Annotated in this window: 23 protein-coding genes and 2 pseudogenes; 10 read left to right on the forward strand and 15 right to left on the reverse strand. The window is 52.6% G+C overall.

What is annotated here, in order from left to right; all coding sequences use genetic code 11:
* Window positions 1-19: 19 nt before the first annotated feature.
* Window positions 20-808, reverse strand: a complete 789-nt coding sequence (locus tag OK412_RS05435; protein WP_132499253.1) for an enhanced serine sensitivity protein SseB C-terminal domain-containing protein — start codon at window positions 806-808, stop codon at window positions 20-22.
* Window positions 809-1,247: 439 nt separating this feature from the next.
* Here OK412_RS05435 and OK412_RS05440 point away from each other — a divergent pair, with 439 nt between their 5' ends.
* From OK412_RS05440 to OK412_RS05450, 3 genes are all read left to right on the forward strand, one after another.
* Window positions 1,248-1,856 carry a dTMP kinase gene (locus OK412_RS05440; RefSeq protein WP_250489469.1) on the forward strand — a complete coding sequence of 203 codons (609 nt, stop codon included), beginning with the start codon at window positions 1,248-1,250 and terminating at the stop codon, window positions 1,854-1,856.
* A gap of 333 nt (window positions 1,857-2,189) precedes the next feature.
* A complete protein-coding gene (locus tag OK412_RS05445; protein WP_264352820.1) occupies window positions 2,190-3,503 on the forward strand; it encodes an NAD(P)/FAD-dependent oxidoreductase in 1,314 nt (437 codons plus the stop codon).
* Between the two features lie 15 nt (window positions 3,504-3,518).
* Entirely contained in the window at window positions 3,519-3,893 is a 375-nt protein-coding gene (locus tag OK412_RS05450) for an NmrA family transcriptional regulator (protein ID WP_033787236.1), read from the forward strand.
* 142 nt (window positions 3,894-4,035) lie between these two features.
* Here the strand turns inward: OK412_RS05450 and OK412_RS05455 are convergent, their stop codons facing one another.
* Complete coding sequence (locus OK412_RS05455) at window positions 4,036-4,782, reverse strand: NADPH-dependent F420 reductase (protein ID WP_033768704.1); 747 nt, start codon at window positions 4,780-4,782, stop codon at window positions 4,036-4,038.
* A gap of 100 nt (window positions 4,783-4,882) precedes the next feature.
* Here OK412_RS05455 and OK412_RS05460 point away from each other — a divergent pair, with 100 nt between their 5' ends.
* Window positions 4,883-5,251, forward strand: a complete 369-nt coding sequence (locus OK412_RS05460; protein ID WP_050679222.1) for a winged helix-turn-helix transcriptional regulator — start codon at window positions 4,883-4,885, stop codon at window positions 5,249-5,251.
* A gap of 174 nt (window positions 5,252-5,425) precedes the next feature.
* Here the strand turns inward: OK412_RS05460 and OK412_RS05465 are convergent, their stop codons facing one another.
* Entirely contained in the window at window positions 5,426-5,995 is a 570-nt protein-coding gene (locus tag OK412_RS05465; RefSeq protein ID WP_158149996.1) for a DUF4142 domain-containing protein, read from the reverse strand.
* A gap of 463 nt (window positions 5,996-6,458) precedes the next feature.
* Between OK412_RS05465 and OK412_RS05470 the strand changes: the two genes are divergently transcribed.
* Window positions 6,459-6,968, forward strand: coding sequence for an anti-virulence regulator CigR family protein (locus OK412_RS05470; protein WP_022624599.1), 510 nt, complete (start codon window positions 6,459-6,461; stop codon window positions 6,966-6,968).
* A 3-nt stretch (window positions 6,969-6,971) separates the two neighbouring features.
* Here the strand turns inward: OK412_RS05470 and OK412_RS05475 are convergent, their stop codons facing one another.
* Window positions 6,972-7,223: a helix-turn-helix domain-containing protein gene (locus tag OK412_RS05475; protein WP_264352907.1), complete on the reverse strand. Its 252-nt coding sequence runs from the start codon at window positions 7,221-7,223 to the stop codon at window positions 6,972-6,974.
* 78 nt (window positions 7,224-7,301) lie between these two features.
* A complete protein-coding gene (locus tag OK412_RS05480) occupies window positions 7,302-7,727 on the reverse strand; it encodes a RidA family protein (RefSeq protein WP_010246770.1) in 426 nt (141 codons plus the stop codon).
* A gap of 141 nt (window positions 7,728-7,868) precedes the next feature.
* On the opposite strand from OK412_RS05480, the gene OK412_RS05485 reads away from it, so the two are divergent.
* Window positions 7,869-8,465 carry a TetR/AcrR family transcriptional regulator gene (locus OK412_RS05485; protein ID WP_033779998.1) on the forward strand — a complete coding sequence of 199 codons (597 nt, stop codon included), beginning with the start codon at window positions 7,869-7,871 and terminating at the stop codon, window positions 8,463-8,465.
* Between the two features lie 89 nt (window positions 8,466-8,554).
* Here OK412_RS05485 and OK412_RS05490 read toward each other — a convergent pair whose 3' ends face one another.
* Window positions 8,555-9,124, reverse strand: coding sequence for a TetR/AcrR family transcriptional regulator (locus OK412_RS05490; RefSeq protein WP_191920237.1), 570 nt, complete (start codon window positions 9,122-9,124; stop codon window positions 8,555-8,557).
* A gap of 136 nt (window positions 9,125-9,260) precedes the next feature.
* Between OK412_RS05490 and OK412_RS05495 the strand changes: the two genes are divergently transcribed.
* Window positions 9,261-9,986 (forward strand): glutathione S-transferase, encoded by a 726-nt coding sequence (locus tag OK412_RS05495; protein ID WP_122459925.1) that lies wholly within the window; start codon window positions 9,261-9,263, stop codon window positions 9,984-9,986.
* Window positions 9,987-10,108: 122 nt separating this feature from the next.
* Here the strand turns inward: OK412_RS05495 and OK412_RS05500 are convergent, their stop codons facing one another.
* The 7 genes from OK412_RS05500 to OK412_RS05530 all read right to left on the reverse strand — a co-directional run bounded on the left by OK412_RS05500 (window position 10,109) and on the right by OK412_RS05530 (window position 16,176).
* Complete coding sequence (locus OK412_RS05500; protein WP_052271289.1) at window positions 10,109-10,888, reverse strand: ABC transporter ATP-binding protein; 780 nt, start codon at window positions 10,886-10,888, stop codon at window positions 10,109-10,111.
* Window positions 10,885-11,571, reverse strand: a complete 687-nt coding sequence (locus tag OK412_RS05505) for an ABC transporter permease (RefSeq protein WP_010246777.1) — start codon at window positions 11,569-11,571, stop codon at window positions 10,885-10,887. The genes OK412_RS05500 and OK412_RS05505 overlap by 4 nt, the downstream gene beginning before the upstream one ends.
* Window positions 11,572-11,580: 9 nt before the next feature.
* Window positions 11,581-12,306 carry an ABC transporter permease gene (locus OK412_RS05510; protein ID WP_010246779.1) on the reverse strand — a complete coding sequence of 242 codons (726 nt, stop codon included), beginning with the start codon at window positions 12,304-12,306 and terminating at the stop codon, window positions 11,581-11,583.
* Between the two features lie 6 nt (window positions 12,307-12,312).
* A complete protein-coding gene (locus tag OK412_RS05515) occupies window positions 12,313-13,161 on the reverse strand; it encodes a transporter substrate-binding domain-containing protein (protein WP_264352821.1) in 849 nt (282 codons plus the stop codon).
* 21 nt (window positions 13,162-13,182) lie between these two features.
* Window positions 13,183-14,370, reverse strand: coding sequence for a M20 metallopeptidase family protein (locus OK412_RS05520; RefSeq protein WP_264352822.1), 1,188 nt, complete (start codon window positions 14,368-14,370; stop codon window positions 13,183-13,185).
* Between the two features lie 241 nt (window positions 14,371-14,611).
* Window positions 14,612-15,511, reverse strand: a complete 900-nt coding sequence (locus OK412_RS05525; protein ID WP_033779990.1) for an alpha/beta fold hydrolase — start codon at window positions 15,509-15,511, stop codon at window positions 14,612-14,614.
* A 50-nt stretch (window positions 15,512-15,561) separates the two neighbouring features.
* Window positions 15,562-16,176: a TetR/AcrR family transcriptional regulator gene (locus OK412_RS05530; RefSeq protein ID WP_060678871.1), complete on the reverse strand. Its 615-nt coding sequence runs from the start codon at window positions 16,174-16,176 to the stop codon at window positions 15,562-15,564.
* Window positions 16,177-16,389: 213 nt separating this feature from the next.
* Here OK412_RS05530 and OK412_RS05535 point away from each other — a divergent pair.
* Window positions 16,390-16,807, forward strand: a pseudogene (locus OK412_RS05535) (LysR substrate-binding domain-containing protein); the annotation flags it as partial.
* A gap of 34 nt (window positions 16,808-16,841) precedes the next feature.
* Here the strand turns inward: OK412_RS05535 and OK412_RS05540 are convergent.
* Window positions 16,842-17,831, reverse strand: coding sequence for an aldo/keto reductase (locus OK412_RS05540; protein WP_264352823.1), 990 nt, complete (start codon window positions 17,829-17,831; stop codon window positions 16,842-16,844).
* 25 nt (window positions 17,832-17,856) lie between these two features.
* Window positions 17,857-18,009, reverse strand: a pseudogene (locus tag OK412_RS05545) (aldo/keto reductase); the annotation flags it as partial.
* A gap of 381 nt (window positions 18,010-18,390) precedes the next feature.
* On the opposite strand from OK412_RS05545, the gene OK412_RS05550 reads away from it, so the two are divergent.
* Together OK412_RS05550 and OK412_RS05555 are read left to right on the forward strand one after the other, a co-directional pair.
* Window positions 18,391-18,834, forward strand: a complete 444-nt coding sequence (locus tag OK412_RS05550) for an antitoxin Xre/MbcA/ParS toxin-binding domain-containing protein (protein ID WP_033760867.1) — start codon at window positions 18,391-18,393, stop codon at window positions 18,832-18,834.
* A complete protein-coding gene (locus tag OK412_RS05555) occupies window positions 18,831-19,301 on the forward strand; it encodes an RES family NAD+ phosphorylase (RefSeq protein WP_033760865.1) in 471 nt (156 codons plus the stop codon). The genes OK412_RS05550 and OK412_RS05555 overlap by 4 nt, the downstream gene beginning before the upstream one ends.
* Window positions 19,302-19,327 lie beyond the last annotated feature (26 nt).

Below are 19,327 nucleotides of genomic sequence, written 5' to 3' on the forward strand. Positions count from 1 at the left end.
TTCAGAAGCCGTTCAGCGCTCAGCGTCCAAACATGCCCTTTAGTTTTTGCTTCATGCTCCGAACATAGAATGGCGTAAACTGCGACCTGATATGTGAGTCCAGACCTTTGTCGTTCTGGCCAAGGCGCATCAGATCCACCGCCTGCCCATCCGGAGAGGTGTCCGCTGCGACAAGACCCGCACCACGCATCACCTCTTGCACATCACCGCTCATTTCCACCCCCACCAGATAATGCGGTTTATCATCGACTGACGGGTCGTGCATTAAAACCAGGAATGCACGGCTGACCCCGGGACATTTTGCAAACCAGGCAGATAACTCTTTCAGAAGCCTGTCCGGAACAACGGCAGGTACTCCCACTAATACCTGTGTTTCTTCCTCAACCACCCTTGTCTGCGGCAGGCGACCCGTTCCTTCCGCCAGCATGGCTTCTATTTCTTCCGGCACAAACTCCTTTCCGTAATCTGACCCTGGATTAAGAAACACACCCTCTCCCCGCGTCATTTCAAAAAAGGCTCTGGCAGGCAACTTCATGTATTTACTTTCCTGGCTGATGGCGCGCTGCAGGGTGGCAAGCGAGCTGAATACCGGAATGACAGGCGTTCCATCCGGTTTTTCCCAGTGCTGAATCGAGATATTCTCACCCGCCTTTAGTTCGACCTCACCATCACCCGTTGCCCCTCCGGAACTACCCAGGACGTAAAGCGATGAATCTAACAGTACCCGGTAAAACTCAGGTCGTTCTGCTGGATGATCGGCCGCCAGTTTTAAAGCAGTCTCCAGTTTGATTTCCCTTTCGTCAGACATTTAACCACCTTAGGCAGGATTGGATTAGGATCAATTTAACAAGGGCTTATGAGCATAATATAGATAATTTCTACTCGCCAGATTCCTGCACGTACCGGGGGATTGCCTTTGAGGGCTCGTTATTGCGATTAAGGACATGCGTTTGAATGGGTAAATGGCAGAACAGGCACGATCTTTTCCGTTTTCCAGACGCTTCCCTTAAACTACACCGCACAGGCCTCAACTATTAAGCTTACCTGACTAACATCCTGTTCTATAAACTCGTGAGTCAGAACCGTTACCAGCGTGTTCACCAGGGTCTGTTTAAAAATCATGTTCACGCTGACGTGCCTGACGGTTACAGAGAACGATGTAGGTTCAGCTGTTCAAACCAGGAAAATAAGATGTTTTTACCGGATGCACGATTCACAAAAATCTTTCCTCACTTCTCATTCCAGGCATGAGTCGTCAGCTGTTTGTTTCTCTGGATGGGCCCAAGGGAACCGGTAAAACCACTCTGCTGGAGTCCATTACGCAAGTGCTAAGAGCAGATAACAGGAAGGTGATCCGACTTAGCGAGCAAAAAAGCGATCCCTTCAGGGCGGAAACAATGGCGCTGGTTAACAGGCTCGCCAGAAATCCCTCCGTCGAACTGGAGCGGGAAATTTGTGAACGCTTTGCCGTTAGCCGTGCCTGGATTTCACAGAATGTACTCACTAAACAGCCCATGAACTGCATTATCCTGATGGATCGCTGGTATCCGTCTGATGCAGCGTTTCGGCGACTGGTGCCTTTTGCAGAGATATTGCAGCGAAACATTGAGCTCAATGTGCGAGCGCCAGACCTGCATATCGGGGTGGTCACGGCACCTGAAGTTTCATGGGAACGAGCCTCGGCACGATCGCGTGGGCTGGGCAGTACAGTCATTCACAAACTGGAAGAGCATGTCGCTTGCACCAGAGTGTTCGAGCAGGAGATGACCAACCACGGCTGGTTTTTATGTCGCAATGAAGGAACCGTAGAAGAAGCAACGATGCAGGTGATTGCTGAAATCTATAAAACGCTTTGATGCCGTACAGGCATCGGTTTCACGGGCGGATCCTCACTCGAAATTGCCAGTTAACAGCGCGACCTGTTCCGTTTCGCTCTCCCCTGCCCGGGCCTCATGAATATATCGCCTCTGCAGATCACTGTTTTCGGTCTTTGACACCAGAAAATAAACCCCATAACAGTCGCGTTATAATCTCTTCTTCGAAAATTCGCGCAACCTTTGGTAGTTAACTTAAAAATCATCCACCAGAATTTTACTTGTCTGAAATCAACATTAGTCAGATTACCGCTGGCACAGATATCCTGCTTTCACTTATAAAATTGCTTTATTTTTCAGATAAGGCACAGGGAATTGCGCTACGCATCGATACCATTTAATCACAATCAACTGGGCTGGCCTGCGGGTGAGCATTGTTTTCCGCCGCAGCCCATGCTGCGAGAGGATATGACTGCCGACTGGGTTATCGTCGGCGCGGGATTTGCAGGTGTTGCCTTTGCGCGCCGCCTGGCTGAAATTAATCCCGACCTGAAAATTATCATCGTCGATGCGCACAGCACACGAGAAAGCGCATCGGCACGTAATTCCGGATTTGTTATCGGTCTGCCTCATAATATTGGCAGTTCCACCGCTGAATTAAAAAAGGCCAACGCTTACCGTAACCTGCTTCAGGAAGGCATTCGTCAACTGGAGCAGGTTATTTCTCAGCATCATCTTCAGTGCGACTGGCAACAGGTCGGTAAATATCACTGCCAGGCTGAGCGTGGCAACGATCGTATTTTAAAAGAGTACGCCAGCCACCTCGATTTAATGGATGAGCCGTGGCAGATGTCAGACAGCGAGGAGCTTTACTTTAAACTCGGCACGCGCTTTTACAGCAAAGGGATATTTACCCCTGGCTGCGTGCTGGTGAATCCGGCGCAGTTGATCGCCGGGCTAAACCACTATTTGTCTGAAAATGTTCAACGCTTCGATAACACGCCAGTGCTGGGGATTCGCTACGGCAGCATGGCTGAAGTGCTGACACCGTTTGGCATCATCAAAACGCCAAAGGTGATGCTGGCCACCAACGCATTATCGCCAGAGTTGCGACCAGGACTTTCGCGGCAGGCTGCAATGGCGACCTTCGCCAGCATCACCGATCCGCTGACGGATGAACAACTGGCCACCCTGCCTCCTATGCAGAGCTGGGGGCTTACGCCGGTTAATGCGATTGCCGGTGCTACCTTCCGTTTTACCTCAGACCGCCGTTTCCTGATTCGCCAGCACGTGATACCCGCACTCAGCGGTCAGGTGAATGCCGCGCAGACCTGGCAGGCAACCCAGCTGCATCAGCGCTTATTTCATAAAGCCTATCCGACCCTGGGCAGTGTGAAGATAACGCATACCTGGTCCGGCACCATCAGCGTTACGCGAAACGGCGCGCCTGAATGGGGGATGCTGAACAAATTTATCTGTACGGCGGGTGGCTGTAACGGCGCAGGTGTTTCAAAACAGACCGTAGCGGGCAGTCTGCTGGCAGATTACATGATGAAACAGGACAACCCGCATATCGCGGATATGCTGTCGCTGGGCAAGGCCAGTTTCATGCCGCCATCGCCGGCGCTGGATATCGGCATAAAACTGTCACTGATGAAAGAGCGTTATCTGGGCCGTAAAGAGGTCTGATAATCCGTAACTGTAATGATCGATACACGGGATATTGCTGAAGTGGCGGCAATTGAAGTGATAAGGCGCGACCAGGCCAGCGAAGAATTACCGGTCGAAACGCTCAATCTCGTGGGGCCGGATACGCTCAACGGAGAAGAGGCAGCAGCAGCCTGGCAACAGCTTCTGGGCCGTCCGGTAATTTATGGAGGAGATAATCCGGATGCATTCGAAGCCAATATGGCGGAGTTTATGCCGCGCTGGATGGCGTATGAAATGCGGCTGATGGCTGAACGTTACGTCAGTGATGGGATGATTCCACAAGAGGGCGACCGGGAACGTCTGGTCACCCTGCCTGGCCGCCCACTGCATACCTATCGTGACTTTATTAGCACACTTCCCGGAGAGTAATCTGGATCTCTCAGGCTTAAGGACAAGCCTGCAGAGCAATACCGTGGACCAGATGCCTGAGCCAGAGCCACTATGCAAAAATATTCTCAGAACAATCTTTATCCAGAACTTCAATGCAGACAGATTATCCTTGCCTGGCGATTTAAACCGGCCAGTTTATGGCACGGTTGTTTTCGATAATATCCTGATGAGAGGGTGCATCACCCAGCGTAGCGAAACTGGCATAAAGCTGTGGCAACCGAGCCTGACCTTCTCCCTTTCTGGCCAACGCCAGAGCTCGCAGCATCACGGGCGCTTCCCAGTCACAGCAGTAACAAGGTGTGCAGGGCTGCTGACGCCATGATTCAGCGATAGTCCCAGAGAACACAGGATCAAAACCGGTATCGTTAACCAGTGACATGGCCGTCTGCACAGCATCAGGATGATCTCCCGCTACGGCAACCGCCAGACGACCCCGACTTCCCTGCGGCTGGCCCAGATCGGCGAGCGAGTCGGCAAGGATATTATTAAAAGCTTTAACCACAGGGTGTCCGATTTGCTCCTGAACCCATTCGCTTTCGGTCTGCCCATTATCCAGTGCAGTAATCGGTGCGTCACGCAGGCCAGGATAGTAATTGCTGGTGTCGATCACCGGGACATGGGGTGGCAGGTGATCGAAAAGCCCATCAGGCAGGCTGCTAAGTGCCGGCAGCGGAATGGAGAGAATCACGGCTTCGACGTCTGTAACCGCTCCCCTGATGTCTGTGGGTTCTGCATTAATTTCACCCGCAAAACCACGCACGCCATCAACTCCGCGTGAATTAGCGATTTTTACCTTGTGCCCCGCTTCACTGAGCTTCCGTGCCAGGGTACCACCGATATTACCTGTGCCAATTACGCCGATTTTCATATTTCGCTCCTGATTCTGTGTTGAAGTGAGATACCCTATATATTCACTGAATAAACAACAAGAACCGACAAAATAGTGGGTTACTAACCTGAAGGTAAGTATGGAAAGAGACTGGCGTTGTGATATTCCGGAGCAGCGACTGGTGTGGGCTAAGGCTACCACCGAAGCGCTGAAGATTATTGAAGGTAAATGGAAGACAATTATTATCTGTCAGCTTTTCGCCGCTAAAGGCCCGCTGCGCTTTTCCGAGCTGGAGCGCCGGATTGAGGGCGTAAATCAAAAAATGCTGATCCAGCAGCTTAAGCAACTGGAACAGGATGGCATCGTGACTCGCACGGTTTATCCCGAAGTCCCTCCGCGTGTTGAGTACTCACTTACCGATCTGGGAAAAGCGCTTGGGCCATCAATGACTGCTCTGATTGACTGGGCCTTCCTGCGTCGTGAAACGCTGGGGCTTGATGGCGCCTGAAGCTCGCATTTCAACCTAGTTATACCGATGTGGCTGAGCGCAGGGCATGGCTGTTCAGGCCAAGGCTGGCGTAACGAGAAAGAAACTCCAGCCGATGGTGGATTATGTCGTTTCTGGCTGGTCCCGATGATCCCGTAACAGCGCTTGCGGATAATTCGGAACCGGCCAGCCCGGTTACATCGCCATGTGCTGGGCGGATTTCAGATGCTGTTCTACAACAGGGGTATGCGCGTCGGCCAGCGCCTTCACATCCGGATCCTTTATCTTCGTCGCGTCACTCTTCAGCGTCGACAGCACCATCTTATGATCCATTATTCCGGCATTTTCCATATACATTTTGTCAAAGGCACCGCCGCTCTGCTTTTCCAGCTTGTCGGCCATGGCCTTATGTTTAGCGTCTGGCGCAGTCGGTAATGTCACCTCTTTTTGCTTAGCAACCGCCTGAACTTTTGTCAGGGCACTGCCATGATCTTCGACCATCTTCTGTGCAAAGGTTTTAACTTCTGCGCTTTGTGTTTTGTTCAGCGCAATTTTGGCGGCGGCAATTTCATTGATATTGGCCTGCGCCATATCCTTCAGTGCTTTTTCATCACCAGGGCTGAGCTTGTCACTCTTTACGGTCTGCGGTGTATTCCCGCCCTGCGGGGCGCTTGTCTGCGTCTCAGCCTGTACGGTGGCAGTGCTGCACAGAGCGACGACGGCTGATATAGCCAGCCATCCTTTATAGCTTTTATTATTTTTCATTTTGTAATCCTAAATATTATGGGAAGACCGATATCAGAAAAGTTCTGCTCAAAATTACCTGCTCCGTCTCATGAGTCGACATGGTTTCTGTCTCGCTTAAGGTACCTTATGTAGCAGAGTTATTAAGCGTTGTAGTAATGTCAGGTAATCGCAAGTATAAACAATGCATTGCAGCAGCATAAAAATAACGAAAATGTATTCCGCCTCGCTTAAAGCCGAAAATTTATCTATTGTTAGCAAGGGTTTCAGCGTAAAATTTATACGAAATATCAAAACACCGTACAGCTTTTCTTTGATTACTTTGAGATAATTCTTAATGTTGCTATGTGGTTGTCGGCCGTTTAATGCTGGGTAATAACTAACAGGTGACATAATAATGTGAAGAGGTTGAGCTCATGTTACCTCCTTACATCGCTTTATATTTTCTGGTTCAGATTACTGAATAATATTAAGGAAAGATCACATGCTCAAATCTCGCGCTTTAAAAGCCGCATTTGCGGTGGTGATATCTTGTACCGTGCTTGCTGCGCCCGTTTTCGCAAATCCGGGCAACGGCAACGGTGGTGGCGGTCAGGGTAATGGTAATAGCGGAAACCCGGTTAATAACGGCAAAAGCGGAGAGCACGGAAACAAGGGGCATGGTAATGCGGGTCCGAAAGAAAAACATGGAAATCGTAAGAACGCAGGACGACCCGATCACGTCGAGTCAGATATCAACTACTCTCTTGCACGTAAACTTGCCGTCAATTATGGCCTTGTCGGCTATCAGTCTTTGCCGCCAGGAATAGCTAAAAAAGTTGCGCGTGGTAAACCTTTGCCTCCGGGTATCGCCAAAAAAAGTTTGCCAGCATCAATGCTAAATGAGCTGCCCTATTACCCTGGTTACGAATGGCGAGCCGTCGGAGATAATCTTGTGCTGATAGCCCTGAGCACCGCTGTCGTGACCGCCGTAATTAATGGGGTTTTCGATTAACCTTCAAAAATTTTTCGAATGGGTTAACTTTCCTGGTGGAGCGCCAGTAACACGCTTAAATGCTTTTCTGAAGGCGCTCTCCGACTCATATCCCAGTGCGGCAGAAACGCCTGAAATCGTTTCGCCTGAATTTTGCAGACGATCGCTGGCGAGCAGCATCCTCCATTGCGTCAGAGATTCTATGGGCGTAATTCCAACCGTCTGACCAAAGTGTTTTGCAAATGCAGCGCGGGACATCCCTGTCTGTGATGCCAGCTTATTTCACGTCCGGCATGTCATCGCAGCGCCCGTCTCCGGTGTAAAGTACCTGACAGGCTGATTGCCACTCATGCTTTATGCACTCTGTGACAGGCTCCGTTGGTCCCGTTGATCGGGAATGCGTGCAATCACCTTGATTTCAAAATCAAATCCCGCCAGCCACGTCACACCCACCGCTGTCCAGTTAGGATAAGGAGGCTGCGGAAAAACGCGCTGCTTTATCTGCATGATGGTTTCGAACTGTTGCTCCGGATCGGTGTGAAATGTGGTGACATCGATCAGATCGTCAAAGGTACACCCTGCCGCAGCGAGCGTGGCCGCCAGATTCTCAAATGCCCGTTCTACCTGAGCAGCAAAATCGGGCTCCGGCGTGCCGTCGGCACGGCTGCCCACCTGACCAGAGACAAACAGCAGATCGCCTGAGCGTATAGCCGCTGAATAACCATGCTGCTCATAGAGAGCGTGACGATTAGCAGGAAAAATGGGTTCGCGGGTGATCATAGAATTTCCTCAATAGCCTTTAGCGGATTGCAGGATGCAGCGCACACGAGTTTGATTTAATATACGCGGCGTATGTCACATTAATCACACATACGTCGCGTATGTCAATTAATATACCTCGCGTATGTGAAAGGAGAGTGTATGGCCGCTAAACGTCGCGCTGAAACAATGGAAGAGAACCGGGCAAAACTGATTGCAGCAGCACGCACAGCCTTTGCCGAAAAAGGCTTTGCCGCCGCATCAATGGATGAACTGACGGCCAGCGTAGGTCTGACTCGCGGGGCGCTCTACCACAATTTTGGTGACAAAAAGGGGCTGCTTGCGGCGGTCGTCGCACAGGTTGATGGCGAAATGGCCCAGCAGGCTAAAGCGGCAGCGTCTGGGGTGAGCGATGCGTGGGAAAAGCTGGTGGCTGAAGGCATCGCCTACATCCGCATGGCAATGGATAACGAAGTACAACGTATTGTGCTGCGCGATGGCCCGGCTTTCCTGGGAGATCCCTCGCAATGGCCCAGCCAGAACAGCTGCCTGGAAGCCACGCGTGAAACGATTACCCGTCTTATCGACAGCGGGATAATGAAGCCGGTCGACGCCGATGCCGCCGCTCATCTGCTGAACAGCGCGGCGCTGAATGCCGCACTGTGGGTCGCTTCCAGCAGCGAGCCGGAAAAGGCGCTGCCAAAGATGATCGACGTGTTCACACAACTGGCAGGCGGCTTGCGCCATAGTGCGATTTAACCCTGAATGTTCACTGCTGCTTTCACTGATAGCCCTGAGGCTCTGAGTGCTGACGCCTGCATCTCTTTCAGGCGCGGTGTCGTTTTAATTCAGTGTGACAGCGGAATCAGGCCGCTCTCCTGATAGGTCGCAATCAGGTTATCAAAAATGGTTATATCCTGGCGCGTGCGGGCTATTAACTGCGCGCCAGCAACTGCGGTGTAAATTGCCAGCGCACGCTGCGCATTTTTCTCCGCGTTATCGGGCGACTTTTCGCAAAGGACATCAGTCAGCCACTCGACGTTCGCATCGACAAAACACTGAACCTCACGCTTCACTTCCTCGGGCAGATCTTCATATTCCGCCGCCATAAAGCTGGAGAGACAGAGCCGGTTGGCATCTTCAAGCGACTTGCGGAAAATCTGCGGATAGCGCTGCAACGCCTCATCCGGTGAGGCACTTTGCTCGCGTATAGTCTTTAAATCCTCAGCCGTATCCTGCCAGTATCGGTTGGCAACCGCGGCCCCCAGATTGGCCTTACTGGCGAAGTGATAATAGATACTGGCATTCTTGATGCCTACCTCGTCAGCGATGCTGCGAAAATTAATCCCGTTATAGCCATGATTCTGGGCAGCACTTTTTGCTGCCGCCAGAATGGCTTCACGCGCGTTCAGGCTCATAACTCAGTTTTCCTTCAGGAGGTGGAGACGCATTATAAGGGGAAAATATTTACCTGCCAACTGGTAGACAGGGATTGACAGGAGAAAAGTTCGGTACCACAATCCAACTACCAATTGACAGGTAGGTAACTTAATCATGACTGATATCCACAATGCATCTGCAGTTCCGTCACTCCCCGCGATGAAGATTTATGACTGGTATGATGGCCCTTATCCTGCACGGGTCAGGATTGCGCTGGCGGAAAAGGGATTACTTTCTGAGGTCGAATTTATTCCGGTCAACCTGTGGAAAGGTGAGCATAAAAAACCTGAATTTTTAGCGATCAATTATTCCGGAACACTGCCGGTTTTAGCGCTGAATGACGGATCGCTGATCGCTGAATGCACCGCCATTACGCAATATCTCGATGTGCTGGATGACAATCCGGTTCTGACTGGCGTCACGCCGGCAGAAAAAGGCGTTATCCATATGATGACCAAACGGGCTGAGATCGAATTTCTTGATGCAGTCAGCGTCTATTTCCATCATGCCACCGCAGGACTGGGGCCGGAGGTGGAGCTCTATCAGAATCCGGAATGGGGTGCGAAGATGCGTGAAAAGGCCATCAGAGGGATGCACTACTTTGACGGCGTTTTACGCTCACAACCTTATGTCGCGGGCAATACATTTTCGATGGCGGATATCGCCGTAACCGGCGGAATGATTTTCGCGACTTTGGTGAATCTTGCTGTTCCTGACGAATGTCGCGCCCTGAAAGCGTGGTATGCAAAAATCCAGAGCCGCCCCAGCTATCAGCAATGGCAGGCAATGGTTGAAGCGGGCCGCCCTGCTGCTGCTGCATCGTCTCAGGACCGGGCGTAAGATCGCGCTGATCGTTCTGGATAACGTGGTCTGGCTGCTGTAAAAAACCCCGGAAAATCTTCCGGGGTTTTGTGATCTCAAAACATGAAATTTTCGCGCGTCAGCCTTATCAGAATGCCAATTCAGCCTGCATTACGCTCAAAGTGGCTGTTCACAAAGGCGCGGCAGCGTGGCGAGATCGGATCGAGAAACACCTGCTCCGGCGAACCGGACTCCTCAATCATGCCCTGGTGCAGAAACACCGCTTTGTTCGACACGTCGCGCGCAAAGCCCATTTCATGGGTGACGATAATCATGGTACGTCCCTCTTCCGCCAGACTGCGGATCACCCGCAATACTTCGCCCACCAGCTCCGGATCCAGCGCTGAAGTTGGCTCATCGAACAGTATCGCTTTTGGCTGCTGCGCCAGCGCCCGTGCAATCGCCACGCGCTGCTGCTGTCCGCCGGAAAGCTGCGACGGCCAGGCGTCGCGTTTTGCATAGAGTCCCACTTTATGGAGCAGCGCTTCCGCTTCTTCAGTCGCCTCTTTATGGCTGCGCTTCTGCACATGAACCGGCGCTTCAATGATGTTCTGCATCACCGTTTTATGCGGCCACAGGTTGAAGCTCTGAAATACAAAGCCGAGCTGCATTCGCATCAGCTTGATGCGACGGCGCTGCTCGCGGCTCAGTTTTTCGTCGGCGTTATCCAGCGTGACGTTCACCTCGCCTACCGCAATTTCGCCTGCCTGCGGCACTTCAAGAAACGGAATGCAGCGTAGCAGCGTACTTTTTCCCGACCCACTGGCACCAATTAGCGATATCACATCGCCATCCTGCGCGGTCAGGCTGATGTCGTGCAGCACTTCGTGTCCCGCATAACTCTTTCTGAGATGACTCAGCATGATGGTAGGTGCGGTCATGAGCGTGCTCCAAAATAGTAAGGTGATAAGCGTCGTTCCAGCATCGATACGCCTTTGCTGACCAGCATGGTGAGTATCAGGTAGATCACCGCCGCGCTCAGGAAAACCTCCAGCGCCCGGAAAGTGGAAGAGACTATCGAGTCGGCAATGCCGGTCATCTCCATCAGGCTGATAGTGCTGACCAGCGACGTCGCTTTGATCATCGAGATGATCTCATTGCTGTAGGCCGGCAATGCCTGTCGAATCGCAATCGGTAAGGTGATGCGGGTAAAGATTTTATACGACGACATGCCCGAGACTTTAGCGGCCTCCAGCGACTGCTGACTGACGGCACGCAGCCCGCCGCGCAGGATCTCCGAGGTGTAGGCGGCATCATTCAGAATCAGCGCCAGCAAGCCGCACCAGTAGGGATCGCGCAGCAGCGGCCAGAACAGGCTTTCCCGCACCGCCGGTAAACTGCCAAGGCCGTAATAGACCATAAAGATCTGGATTAGCAGTGGCGTACCGCGAAACAGCCAGACGTAGAAGCGACAGAAAACGCTGCCGACACGCGTCATGCGCAGCAGGTTAAGCAGCAGCGCCAGCACGCCGCCGCCAAAGAGTGAGAGCAGCGCCAGGTTGATGGTCAGCGGCAATCCTTTCAGCAGCGCCAGCAGCGTCTGCTGTAAAAACATGATATCCACGTGGACTCCTTACCCCTTCACGCGCTGTTGACCGCGCATCGCAAACTTTTCCACGTAGCGGAAAACCATATCGGAACAGGTGGTGATAATCAGGTAGATCACCGCACCCACGCTGTAGAAGAAAAAGGACATCTGGGTGGAGTTGGCTGCGGTGGAGACCTGGTTCATCGTTTCCACCAGTCCGGTTACCGAGACCAGCGCCGACTCTTTGATCACCGATTGCCACTGGTTGCCCATGCCGGGCAGCGCAGTGCGTAACGCCTGCGGCACGATAATGCGGCGAAACATCATCAGCCGTCCCATGCCGGTCACGGTCGCCGCCTCCAGCGTTCCGCCGGGAATGGCGTAGAAGGCGCCACGGAATACCCCGCTCTGATAGGCTCCGGAGATCAGCCCGATGGCAATCGCGCCCGCCACAAAACCGTTCACATCAAACGGTCCCTGGAAGCCCAGCGCGGTGCCCACGGTGGAGACCACCTGTCGTCCACCGAAGTAGAAGAGGTAGATCACCAGCAGTTCCGGCACGCCGCGAAACAGAGTGATGTAGCCTGCGGCCAGTCGCTGCTGCCAGCGTGAACCGGCAATCTGCATCCAGCAGAGCACGCTGCCCAGCAACGCACCCAGCAGCCAGGCGCAGAGTGACACGCTGACGGTGACGGCGGCGGCATTAAGCAGCACGCCACCCCAGCCCTCATCCCCGAAGCCCAGTATCTGCCAGTCAATATTCATCAGCATCAGCGGTTACGCTTTCGGCGCGACATCTTCGCCAAACCATTTGATCGACAGTTTGCTCAGCGTCCCATCTTTGATCATGGAGTCCAGCGCCTGATTCAGCACCTGCTGCAGCTCACTGTTGCCTTTACGCAGACCAATCGCCGAGCCTGCGCCCAGCACGCCACCGGAGAAGCCATAGCCGCTGCTGCTGATCGCCTCAGCATGTTTTTTCACAAAGGCGTTGAGGTTGGTACGAGACGCCATGACGGCATCCACCCGGCCATTCATCAGGTCGGCGAAGGTTTCAGGACCCGCCTGATAGGTGCGGATAGTGGCAACGTCGCCCAGGTATTTCTGCAGGAAATCCGCCTGAATGGTGGCGACCTGCACCGCGATGGTTTTCCCTTTGAAGGTGGTTTTCAGATCGTCGATCGCTTTTTTCATGCCGGCGTCATCATCCGCCGTCACAATCGTGCCGCTGCCTGGCAGCGTGGCCAGCGGGCTTTTTTTCGCAGTCACAAAGCTGGAGACGCTGACGGTGTACTGATGGGTAAAATCGATCGCTTCAGCACGTTTTGGCGTTACGGTCACCGCATCGATCACCGCATCATATTTACCGTCGATAAGACCTGGGATCATGCCCGACCATTTCTGGGCGATGATTTCATATTTGAAGCCAGCACGTTTAGCCAGCTCCGCCACCATATCCGGCTCATAGCCGACGATTTTGCCGCTCGGGGTGGTCTGGTTGAACGGAGGATAAGCCGCTTCAGTCGCAAACTTCAGGGTGCCGAAATCTTTCGCCTGGCTGAACGCGGAAATGGCGAGCAGCGCCACGGTCAGAGAAGCCGTAAACAGGCGGTTACGCATCATCATATAAACCTCATTTATTTATTATTAAGAGAGTAAATCAATTGCAAGGCGGGTCAGCGCCTGCGTCCCGGCGGTAATGCTGCGTTCGTCCGGCTGATAGTCGGAGTTATGCAGGTGATCGTCACGGCCCGGCGTGGCCGATCCAATATGAATCTGGCAGCCCGGTACCCGTTCCGTGAACAGTGAAAAATCTTCGGCTCCAAAGCTGGCGCTGGGCTGCGCGATGATGGGCTTATCAAACTGATGCGACAGAATCTGTTCCAGTGAATCGATCAGGCGATCGTCATTCATCAGAGGCGGCACGCCACGCTGGAAATTAACCTCCACCCGTACGTTTTGCGCCAGCGCCACCCCTTCGCACATCCGTTTAAACGAGGTTTCCATTGCAGCGCGTACTTCCGGCGACTTAGTACGGATGGTGCCCTGAAACAGGCAGCTATCTGGAATGATATTGTGGGTGGTACCACCCTGAATGTGCCCGATCGTTAATACGGCGGAGTGAGCGGGATCGCGTTCACGCGAGATGAGGGTCTGTAGCTGGCTGATGAGATGCACGGTCGCGATGATAGGATCGGTGCCCATGTGAGGACGTGCCGCGTGGGTCGATACGCCATGCACCGTAACGTCGAATTCATCGCTGGAGGCAGTGCTGGCCCCGCGCGTCAGGGCGACTTCCCCCGCAGCCAGTTCAGGCTTGTTATGCAGGGTCACGGCCCAGTCGATGCCATCTGCCGCGCCGTCCGCAATCATCGCCTCAGCGCCACTTTCTGGCGTCTCTTCCGCTGGCTGGAATATCAGCCGGACCCGGCCTTTGAGTTGCTGACGATAGTGCGGCACGATCGTTGCCACACCCAGCATCGTTGCGGTGTGAATATCATGCCCACAGGCGTGCATTTTTCCGGGATAGCGGCTGGCAAACGGCAGACCGGTCTGCTCATGGATCGGCAGCGCGTCCATGTCGGCGCGCAACAGCAGCGTCTTACCCGGCTCTGCGCCGTCGATATCCACCACAACACCGCTGCGGCCAACGCCGGTGCGGGGATTGAGTCCCAGCGCCTGCAGATACTTTGTGACCAGACTGGCGGTGCGCAGCGTATCAAAGCCTAATTCCGGATGCGCATGGATATCACGTCGAATCGCCACTAACTGCGATTCAAGTTCATTAACTCTGGCTTTTATTTCCCCGGCCAGTCGTGCTTTTTCCTGATTCATAGCAGCCCCGGCAATATGCGATCGGCACTCTGCTGCCGACCGCTATTTTAATCTCATCCTGATGACGGACGTTGATGACCGTTTATTTATTCACAGCACGCGACAGAAAGCAACGCGCAACAGCCTGCTCTACATACTTAAAAATCAATAAGATAGTGTTATTTATTGGAAACCTGTATGAGATAACAGCGGATCAGCAATAATATTAATAATCCGCCACACGACATTACTTTCCCTACTGTCACTGAGGTGATATTTCGCTTTTATCCGGAGAGGGAATAAAGAAGTCTGCCAGTATTTCCGCTAATTTCTCGGGTTGTTCGTCGGGAATAAAATGGCCGCAGTTGAGAACAGTTTCACTGCTCACCTGATGCGCTACGGTGCGCAGTGGGGTGGCCATATCGGGTATCGATCCCTGGTCGGCACTGACAGCCAGCAGCGGTAAAGCCAGTTTGCCTTTTAACGCGCGCTGTCGATTCTGCTCTGCCGACTGTGCAAAAGCGCGGTAAAAAGCCAGTCCGGCCCGCAAGGCCCCGGGCTGCTGAAAAACGCGCAGATATTCATGACGGGCCGCCGCATCTATGCGATGTGGATTGGCTGACTTACGGTTAAAAAACCAGTCGAGGTAGATCGCCTCTCTGCCAGTGATTAGCGCTTCCGGTAAATCATCCACACAGTGAAATCCAAAATGCCAGGTTTTCCAGGCGCTATCACCCACCATTGGCAGTAAGTCAGGCAGCGTGATACCGGGAATGCCGCCATCCAGCAGCGCGAGACGGCTAACCTTTTCGGGATGGCCTGCCGCCAGTGACCAGGCGACCCACGCCCCGATATCATGTCCGGCCAGATGAAAGCGTTCGATACCCAGCTGGTTCAGCAGCGCCAGTATGCGCTCTGCCACGCTGTCAGTGTCGTAACCACTGGCTGGAAAGTCAGAATCACCCTGCCCTGGCAGGTCGGGTGCGATCACATGAAAGCGGCTGGCAAGCAAGGGAATAACCTCCCGCCAGGCATAACTACTTTGCGGGAAACCCGCGAGCAAAACCACAGCCTCAGCGTGTTCACTGCCTGCGCTGAGGTAGTGCAGCCGCTGCGAGTCAATGTTAATAAAGTGGTGCTGGTAGAGTGGATATTCGTGCATAAAACCTCCGGATAATAAGGAAACGATCGATTCCTTAATGAGTAAAAAATTTAGTCGAGTAACTTCAGCGCCAGGGGGATGATGCTGGCATCGGGCCGGGTCGCAGCAACTTTACCGGCGACCCGCATCCCCAGCACGATGCAAAGCATCAGCGAAGCGGTGGCGTCTCTGTCCAGTGCAGGATTGACCGAACCATCCTGCTGACCCAGGCTGATTATCTGCTGCAGATTCTGCTGGTTGCGTATCAGCGCCGCGCTGACGGCTCCGGCAAGTTCCTCATCCAGAGTTTGCAGCTCCACGGCGCTGACAGCCACCAGACAGCCGCGCTCACCTTCTACATCGCGCACTGAATCCACATAAAAATTGAGTAGCGCCGCCAGTTGCTCACGGCCATTTTCACATTGCGCCAGCCGCGCGGCTAAACTGCTGTTGCGCATTGAGAGATAGCGAGCGAAGACGTTTGCAAACAGCGTGCGCTTGTCGGTAAAAGCTTTATAGATGCTGCCGGTAGTGAGCTGCATAGCCTGGCCCAAATCGCCGATCGAGGTGGCGTGATAGCCCTTTTGCCGGAATACCAGCATTGCGCTGTCCAGTGCCGCATCGGTATCAAACGCCCGCGGTCGTCCCCGCTCTTTATAACGGTTATCGTTCATCGCTAACACCATTAGAGAATGATCATTTCCTTAAAGATAGACTGATTTGTCCGCCAGATAAAGGCTTTCTTATGCCTGGGGCTCGCCTGGAAATGGAACCCGCCCCTCACCATGACCTTCTCAGATAAAACTCCGTATCGACGGCGTGTGAAAGGCATAGGCCCAGACATGTTCGGCACGTCAGGCACGCCGTTTTAATCTCGCGTTATCTAATCAGGCCCATCTGAGCCACGTATTGCCAATCTTGAGCAGGAGCTGGCCTCTCTGGTTCAACTTAATGGAACGCCCTCTGGCAATATCCGCTTATCCGCAGGGGAGCATGCAGCTCAAACTCTCGTATGGCCGAAATTAAAACTTTTATCATTGGAAGTTTGAGAAGGAAGGAAAATCGTTACGTGTCAGAGTTGAAGGACAGGTCACGTTTAATTTTCTGTCAGAAAGAATCGATGCCGTATTATCGGGTTTTGGTATTGCCTGTGTTCCTGAAGATACGATCAGGGAGCATGTAAAATCCGGAAAGCTAATTCAGATTCTGCAGGATTGGTGCCCTGCATTTCCCGGTTATTATCTCTGTTATCCGAGCCGTAAACAGCATCCGCCCGCTTTTGTGCTGATGATAGATGCGCTTCGGCACCCGGAATAGCGGGTCTGCAATTCGATGCAGACCCGCCTGAATCTTAACGGCCCACACGAGCCTGATGCTCAGGGGAGTAACGTTCGCCGACGATTTCTATCGTTTCAAGCGCCTCTTGTATCTGCCGCACGTCGTCCTGTGAAAGAGTGATGTCGGCAGCACCCAGGTTTTCATCCAGCCGGTGCAGTTTAGTAGTGCCGGGGATGGGAACAATCCACGGTTTTTGTGCCAGCAACCATGCCAGTGCTATTTGTGCAGACGTAACCCCTTTTCCGGCAGCCAGTTCACCCAGTAATGTGACCAGCTTTTCGTTGGCTTCAATTGCTTCAGCGGCAAAACGCGGCACCTTACTACGGAAATCGTCACTGCCAAACGTCGTTCCTGACTTAATCGCGCCCGTCAGAAATCCTTTGCCTAATGGACTGAATGGCACAAAACCAATCCCCAACTCCTCCAGCAATGGCAGGATCTCCTGCTCAGGCTCGCGCCACCACATTGAGTATTCGCTTTGCAGTGCAGTAACAGGTTGTACGGCATGTGCACGACGAATGGTTTGTGCACCCGCTTCAGAAAGGCCGAAATGTTTGACCTTACCTTCTGAAATCAGGTCTTTCACGGTTCCCGCAACATCTTCGATAGGGACTTCCGGATCGATGCGGTGCTGATACAGCAAATCAATCACATCGGTTTTCAGACGACGCAACGAGCCTTCAACAGCTTTACGAATATGTTCCGGGCGGCTGTTTAAAATCTGCTGTTTATTGTCCTCACCAAAGGTAAAACCAAATTTGGTAGCGATAACCACCCGGTCGCGTAAGGGTTGTAACGCTTCACCCACCACGTCTTCATTAAGATACGGGCCATAAACTTCGGCTGTGTCGAAAAATGTCACCCCACGTTCAACGGCTGCGCGAATCAGCTCAACAGCCTGACGAGTGTCGGTCGCCGGACCATAGCCATGACTCAGGCCCATACAGCCCAAACCCAGTGCTGACACTTCAAGCCCTGATTTTCCGAGATAGCGTTTTTGCATTATTGAAAGCCTCTTCTGTTGCGTTTTAAACGTCAGGTTTGCGGCCAGTCAGCCACTCCACCATCGCCGGATAGGGATGAGAGAAGAATGCGCTGGTTGCGGAATCAAGCGCCGCAATTTGCAACATATCCTCAGAACTGCGTTCAAAAACGAGGATATTGATGTTCTCTACCATTTTTGAGTTTTACAGTTGGCATGGCGTTATCCTTCAGCCGTTGTGTGTAAAAAGCATAACGTAAAGTGATTAATTGGATTAAGTAGGGTAATTAGCTAGGGCTTATTACTTTTATTCATCAATGATGATTAATCCTGATCTTTGTCTGCCCGCTATTGCAGATTTCGCTCTTTAAAAAACTGGCTCATGAGATCGACAATCTGCACATTATTCAGATCAATAACGTGATATGAATGAAACTCATGAATATGTGTGAGTCGCGACTTGATCTGACACATGCCACTGAAAGGTTCAGAGTGAACGGTTTTCCTGATTTATCAGATCCTGAAATTTGCGCCCCTCCCACCAAATGGTTATAGTTAAATGACCAATTGGAGGTGACAGATGAAAACATTCAGCTTTTCTGCGAACAAAACCAGGCCGCCACGCTTATGGCAGGCCGCAGGCCTGAATAACGCTGATGGTGTCGCCCTGCTGGGCCAGATTAATGAAGGCCTTGATGGCAACGTAGCTCACCTGATCGTCAACTGGGCGAAGATTACGCAAAACGACCTGCGCAAAATGTCCGGTATACCCTCCACGACGTTCAGCCGAAGCGTGAAAGCGAAATTCAGCGCTGAACAAAGTGAACGACTGGTACGTATTATCCGTGTCATTGATCGCGCAGTTGAACTGTTCGAAGGTGATAAGGATGAAGCGCAAAAATGGTTGAATGAGCCTAACAGGGCGCTGAGCTGGAAAATGCCCGCAGAACTGATGGCGTCTGAAACCGGGGCTTACGAGGTCATGAAATTAATCACGCGCCTGGAGCACGGAGTTTACTCTTGATTCTCTACAGGCTGACCAAGACAAAGTATCTTTCAACAGCCTGGACGGGATTTGGCGCAAAAGAGGCGGGCGGCCGCTGGAACAGCATCGGCATCTCCATGGTTTATGTTTCTGAAACAGCATCACTGACTTTGCTGGAAACACTGGTCCATCTGCACTCAGCACACATCCTGGATGCTTTCACACTTCTGCGCATCGATGTTCCCGATGCGTTGATTCAGACCGCTGATATCACTGAGTTGCCTGCAAACTGGGCTGATGAAGACGCACCGGCAGAACTGGCTGACTATGGAGACGCCTGGTGCTCTGCCTGCGATGCTGTTGCGTTGCGTGTTCCCAGTGCCCTCTCCCCTGTAGAATATAACTATCTGTTAAATCCTGAACATCCCGAGTTCTTCCGGATAGTTCAACAGGCTGAGGCCATTCCGTTCCGGTTTGATCGTCGGCTGAAACCGGATCGTAAATAAACTATCCGGATAGCTTTTGGTCGCGC

Source organism: Pantoea sp. JV6, assembly GCF_025910055.1.
Lineage (GTDB): Bacteria > Pseudomonadota > Gammaproteobacteria > Enterobacterales > Enterobacteriaceae > Pantoea > Pantoea agglomerans.

What these genes read in the sequence shown, in the direction of transcription:
- OK412_RS05435 (WP_132499253.1), bottom strand. Translation starts at nt 808, where the DNA reads ATGTCTGACGAAAGGGAAATCAAACTGGAGACTGCTTTAAAACTGGCG.
- OK412_RS05440 (WP_250489469.1), top strand. Translation starts at nt 1,248, where the DNA reads ATGAGTCGTCAGCTGTTTGTTTCTCTGGATGGGCCCAAGGGAACCGGT.
- OK412_RS05450 (WP_033787236.1), top strand. Translation starts at nt 3,519, where the DNA reads ATGATCGATACACGGGATATTGCTGAAGTGGCGGCAATTGAAGTGATA.
- OK412_RS05455 (WP_033768704.1), bottom strand. Translation starts at nt 4,782, where the DNA reads ATGAAAATCGGCGTAATTGGCACAGGTAATATCGGTGGTACCCTGGCA.
- OK412_RS05460 (WP_050679222.1), top strand. Translation starts at nt 4,883, where the DNA reads ATGGAAAGAGACTGGCGTTGTGATATTCCGGAGCAGCGACTGGTGTGG.
- OK412_RS05465 (WP_158149996.1), bottom strand. Translation starts at nt 5,995, where the DNA reads ATGAAAAATAATAAAAGCTATAAAGGATGGCTGGCTATATCAGCCGTC.
- OK412_RS05470 (WP_022624599.1), top strand. Translation starts at nt 6,459, where the DNA reads ATGCTCAAATCTCGCGCTTTAAAAGCCGCATTTGCGGTGGTGATATCT.
- OK412_RS05480 (WP_010246770.1), bottom strand. Translation starts at nt 7,727, where the DNA reads ATGATCACCCGCGAACCCATTTTTCCTGCTAATCGTCACGCTCTCTAT.
- OK412_RS05485 (WP_033779998.1), top strand. Translation starts at nt 7,869, where the DNA reads ATGGCCGCTAAACGTCGCGCTGAAACAATGGAAGAGAACCGGGCAAAA.
- OK412_RS05490 (WP_191920237.1), bottom strand. Translation starts at nt 9,124, where the DNA reads ATGAGCCTGAACGCGCGTGAAGCCATTCTGGCGGCAGCAAAAAGTGCT.
- OK412_RS05495 (WP_122459925.1), top strand. Translation starts at nt 9,261, where the DNA reads ATGACTGATATCCACAATGCATCTGCAGTTCCGTCACTCCCCGCGATG.
- OK412_RS05500 (WP_052271289.1), bottom strand. Translation starts at nt 10,888, where the DNA reads ATGACCGCACCTACCATCATGCTGAGTCATCTCAGAAAGAGTTATGCG.
- OK412_RS05510 (WP_010246779.1), bottom strand. Translation starts at nt 12,306, where the DNA reads ATGCTGATGAATATTGACTGGCAGATACTGGGCTTCGGGGATGAGGGC.
- OK412_RS05515 (WP_264352821.1), bottom strand. Translation starts at nt 13,161, where the DNA reads ATGATGATGCGTAACCGCCTGTTTACGGCTTCTCTGACCGTGGCGCTG.
- OK412_RS05520 (WP_264352822.1), bottom strand. Translation starts at nt 14,370, where the DNA reads ATGAATCAGGAAAAAGCACGACTGGCCGGGGAAATAAAAGCCAGAGTT.
- OK412_RS05525 (WP_033779990.1), bottom strand. Translation starts at nt 15,511, where the DNA reads ATGCACGAATATCCACTCTACCAGCACCACTTTATTAACATTGACTCG.
- OK412_RS05530 (WP_060678871.1), bottom strand. Translation starts at nt 16,176, where the DNA reads ATGGTGTTAGCGATGAACGATAACCGTTATAAAGAGCGGGGACGACCG.
- OK412_RS05540 (WP_264352823.1), bottom strand. Translation starts at nt 17,831, where the DNA reads ATGCAAAAACGCTATCTCGGAAAATCAGGGCTTGAAGTGTCAGCACTG.
- OK412_RS05550 (WP_033760867.1), top strand. Translation starts at nt 18,391, where the DNA reads ATGAAAACATTCAGCTTTTCTGCGAACAAAACCAGGCCGCCACGCTTA.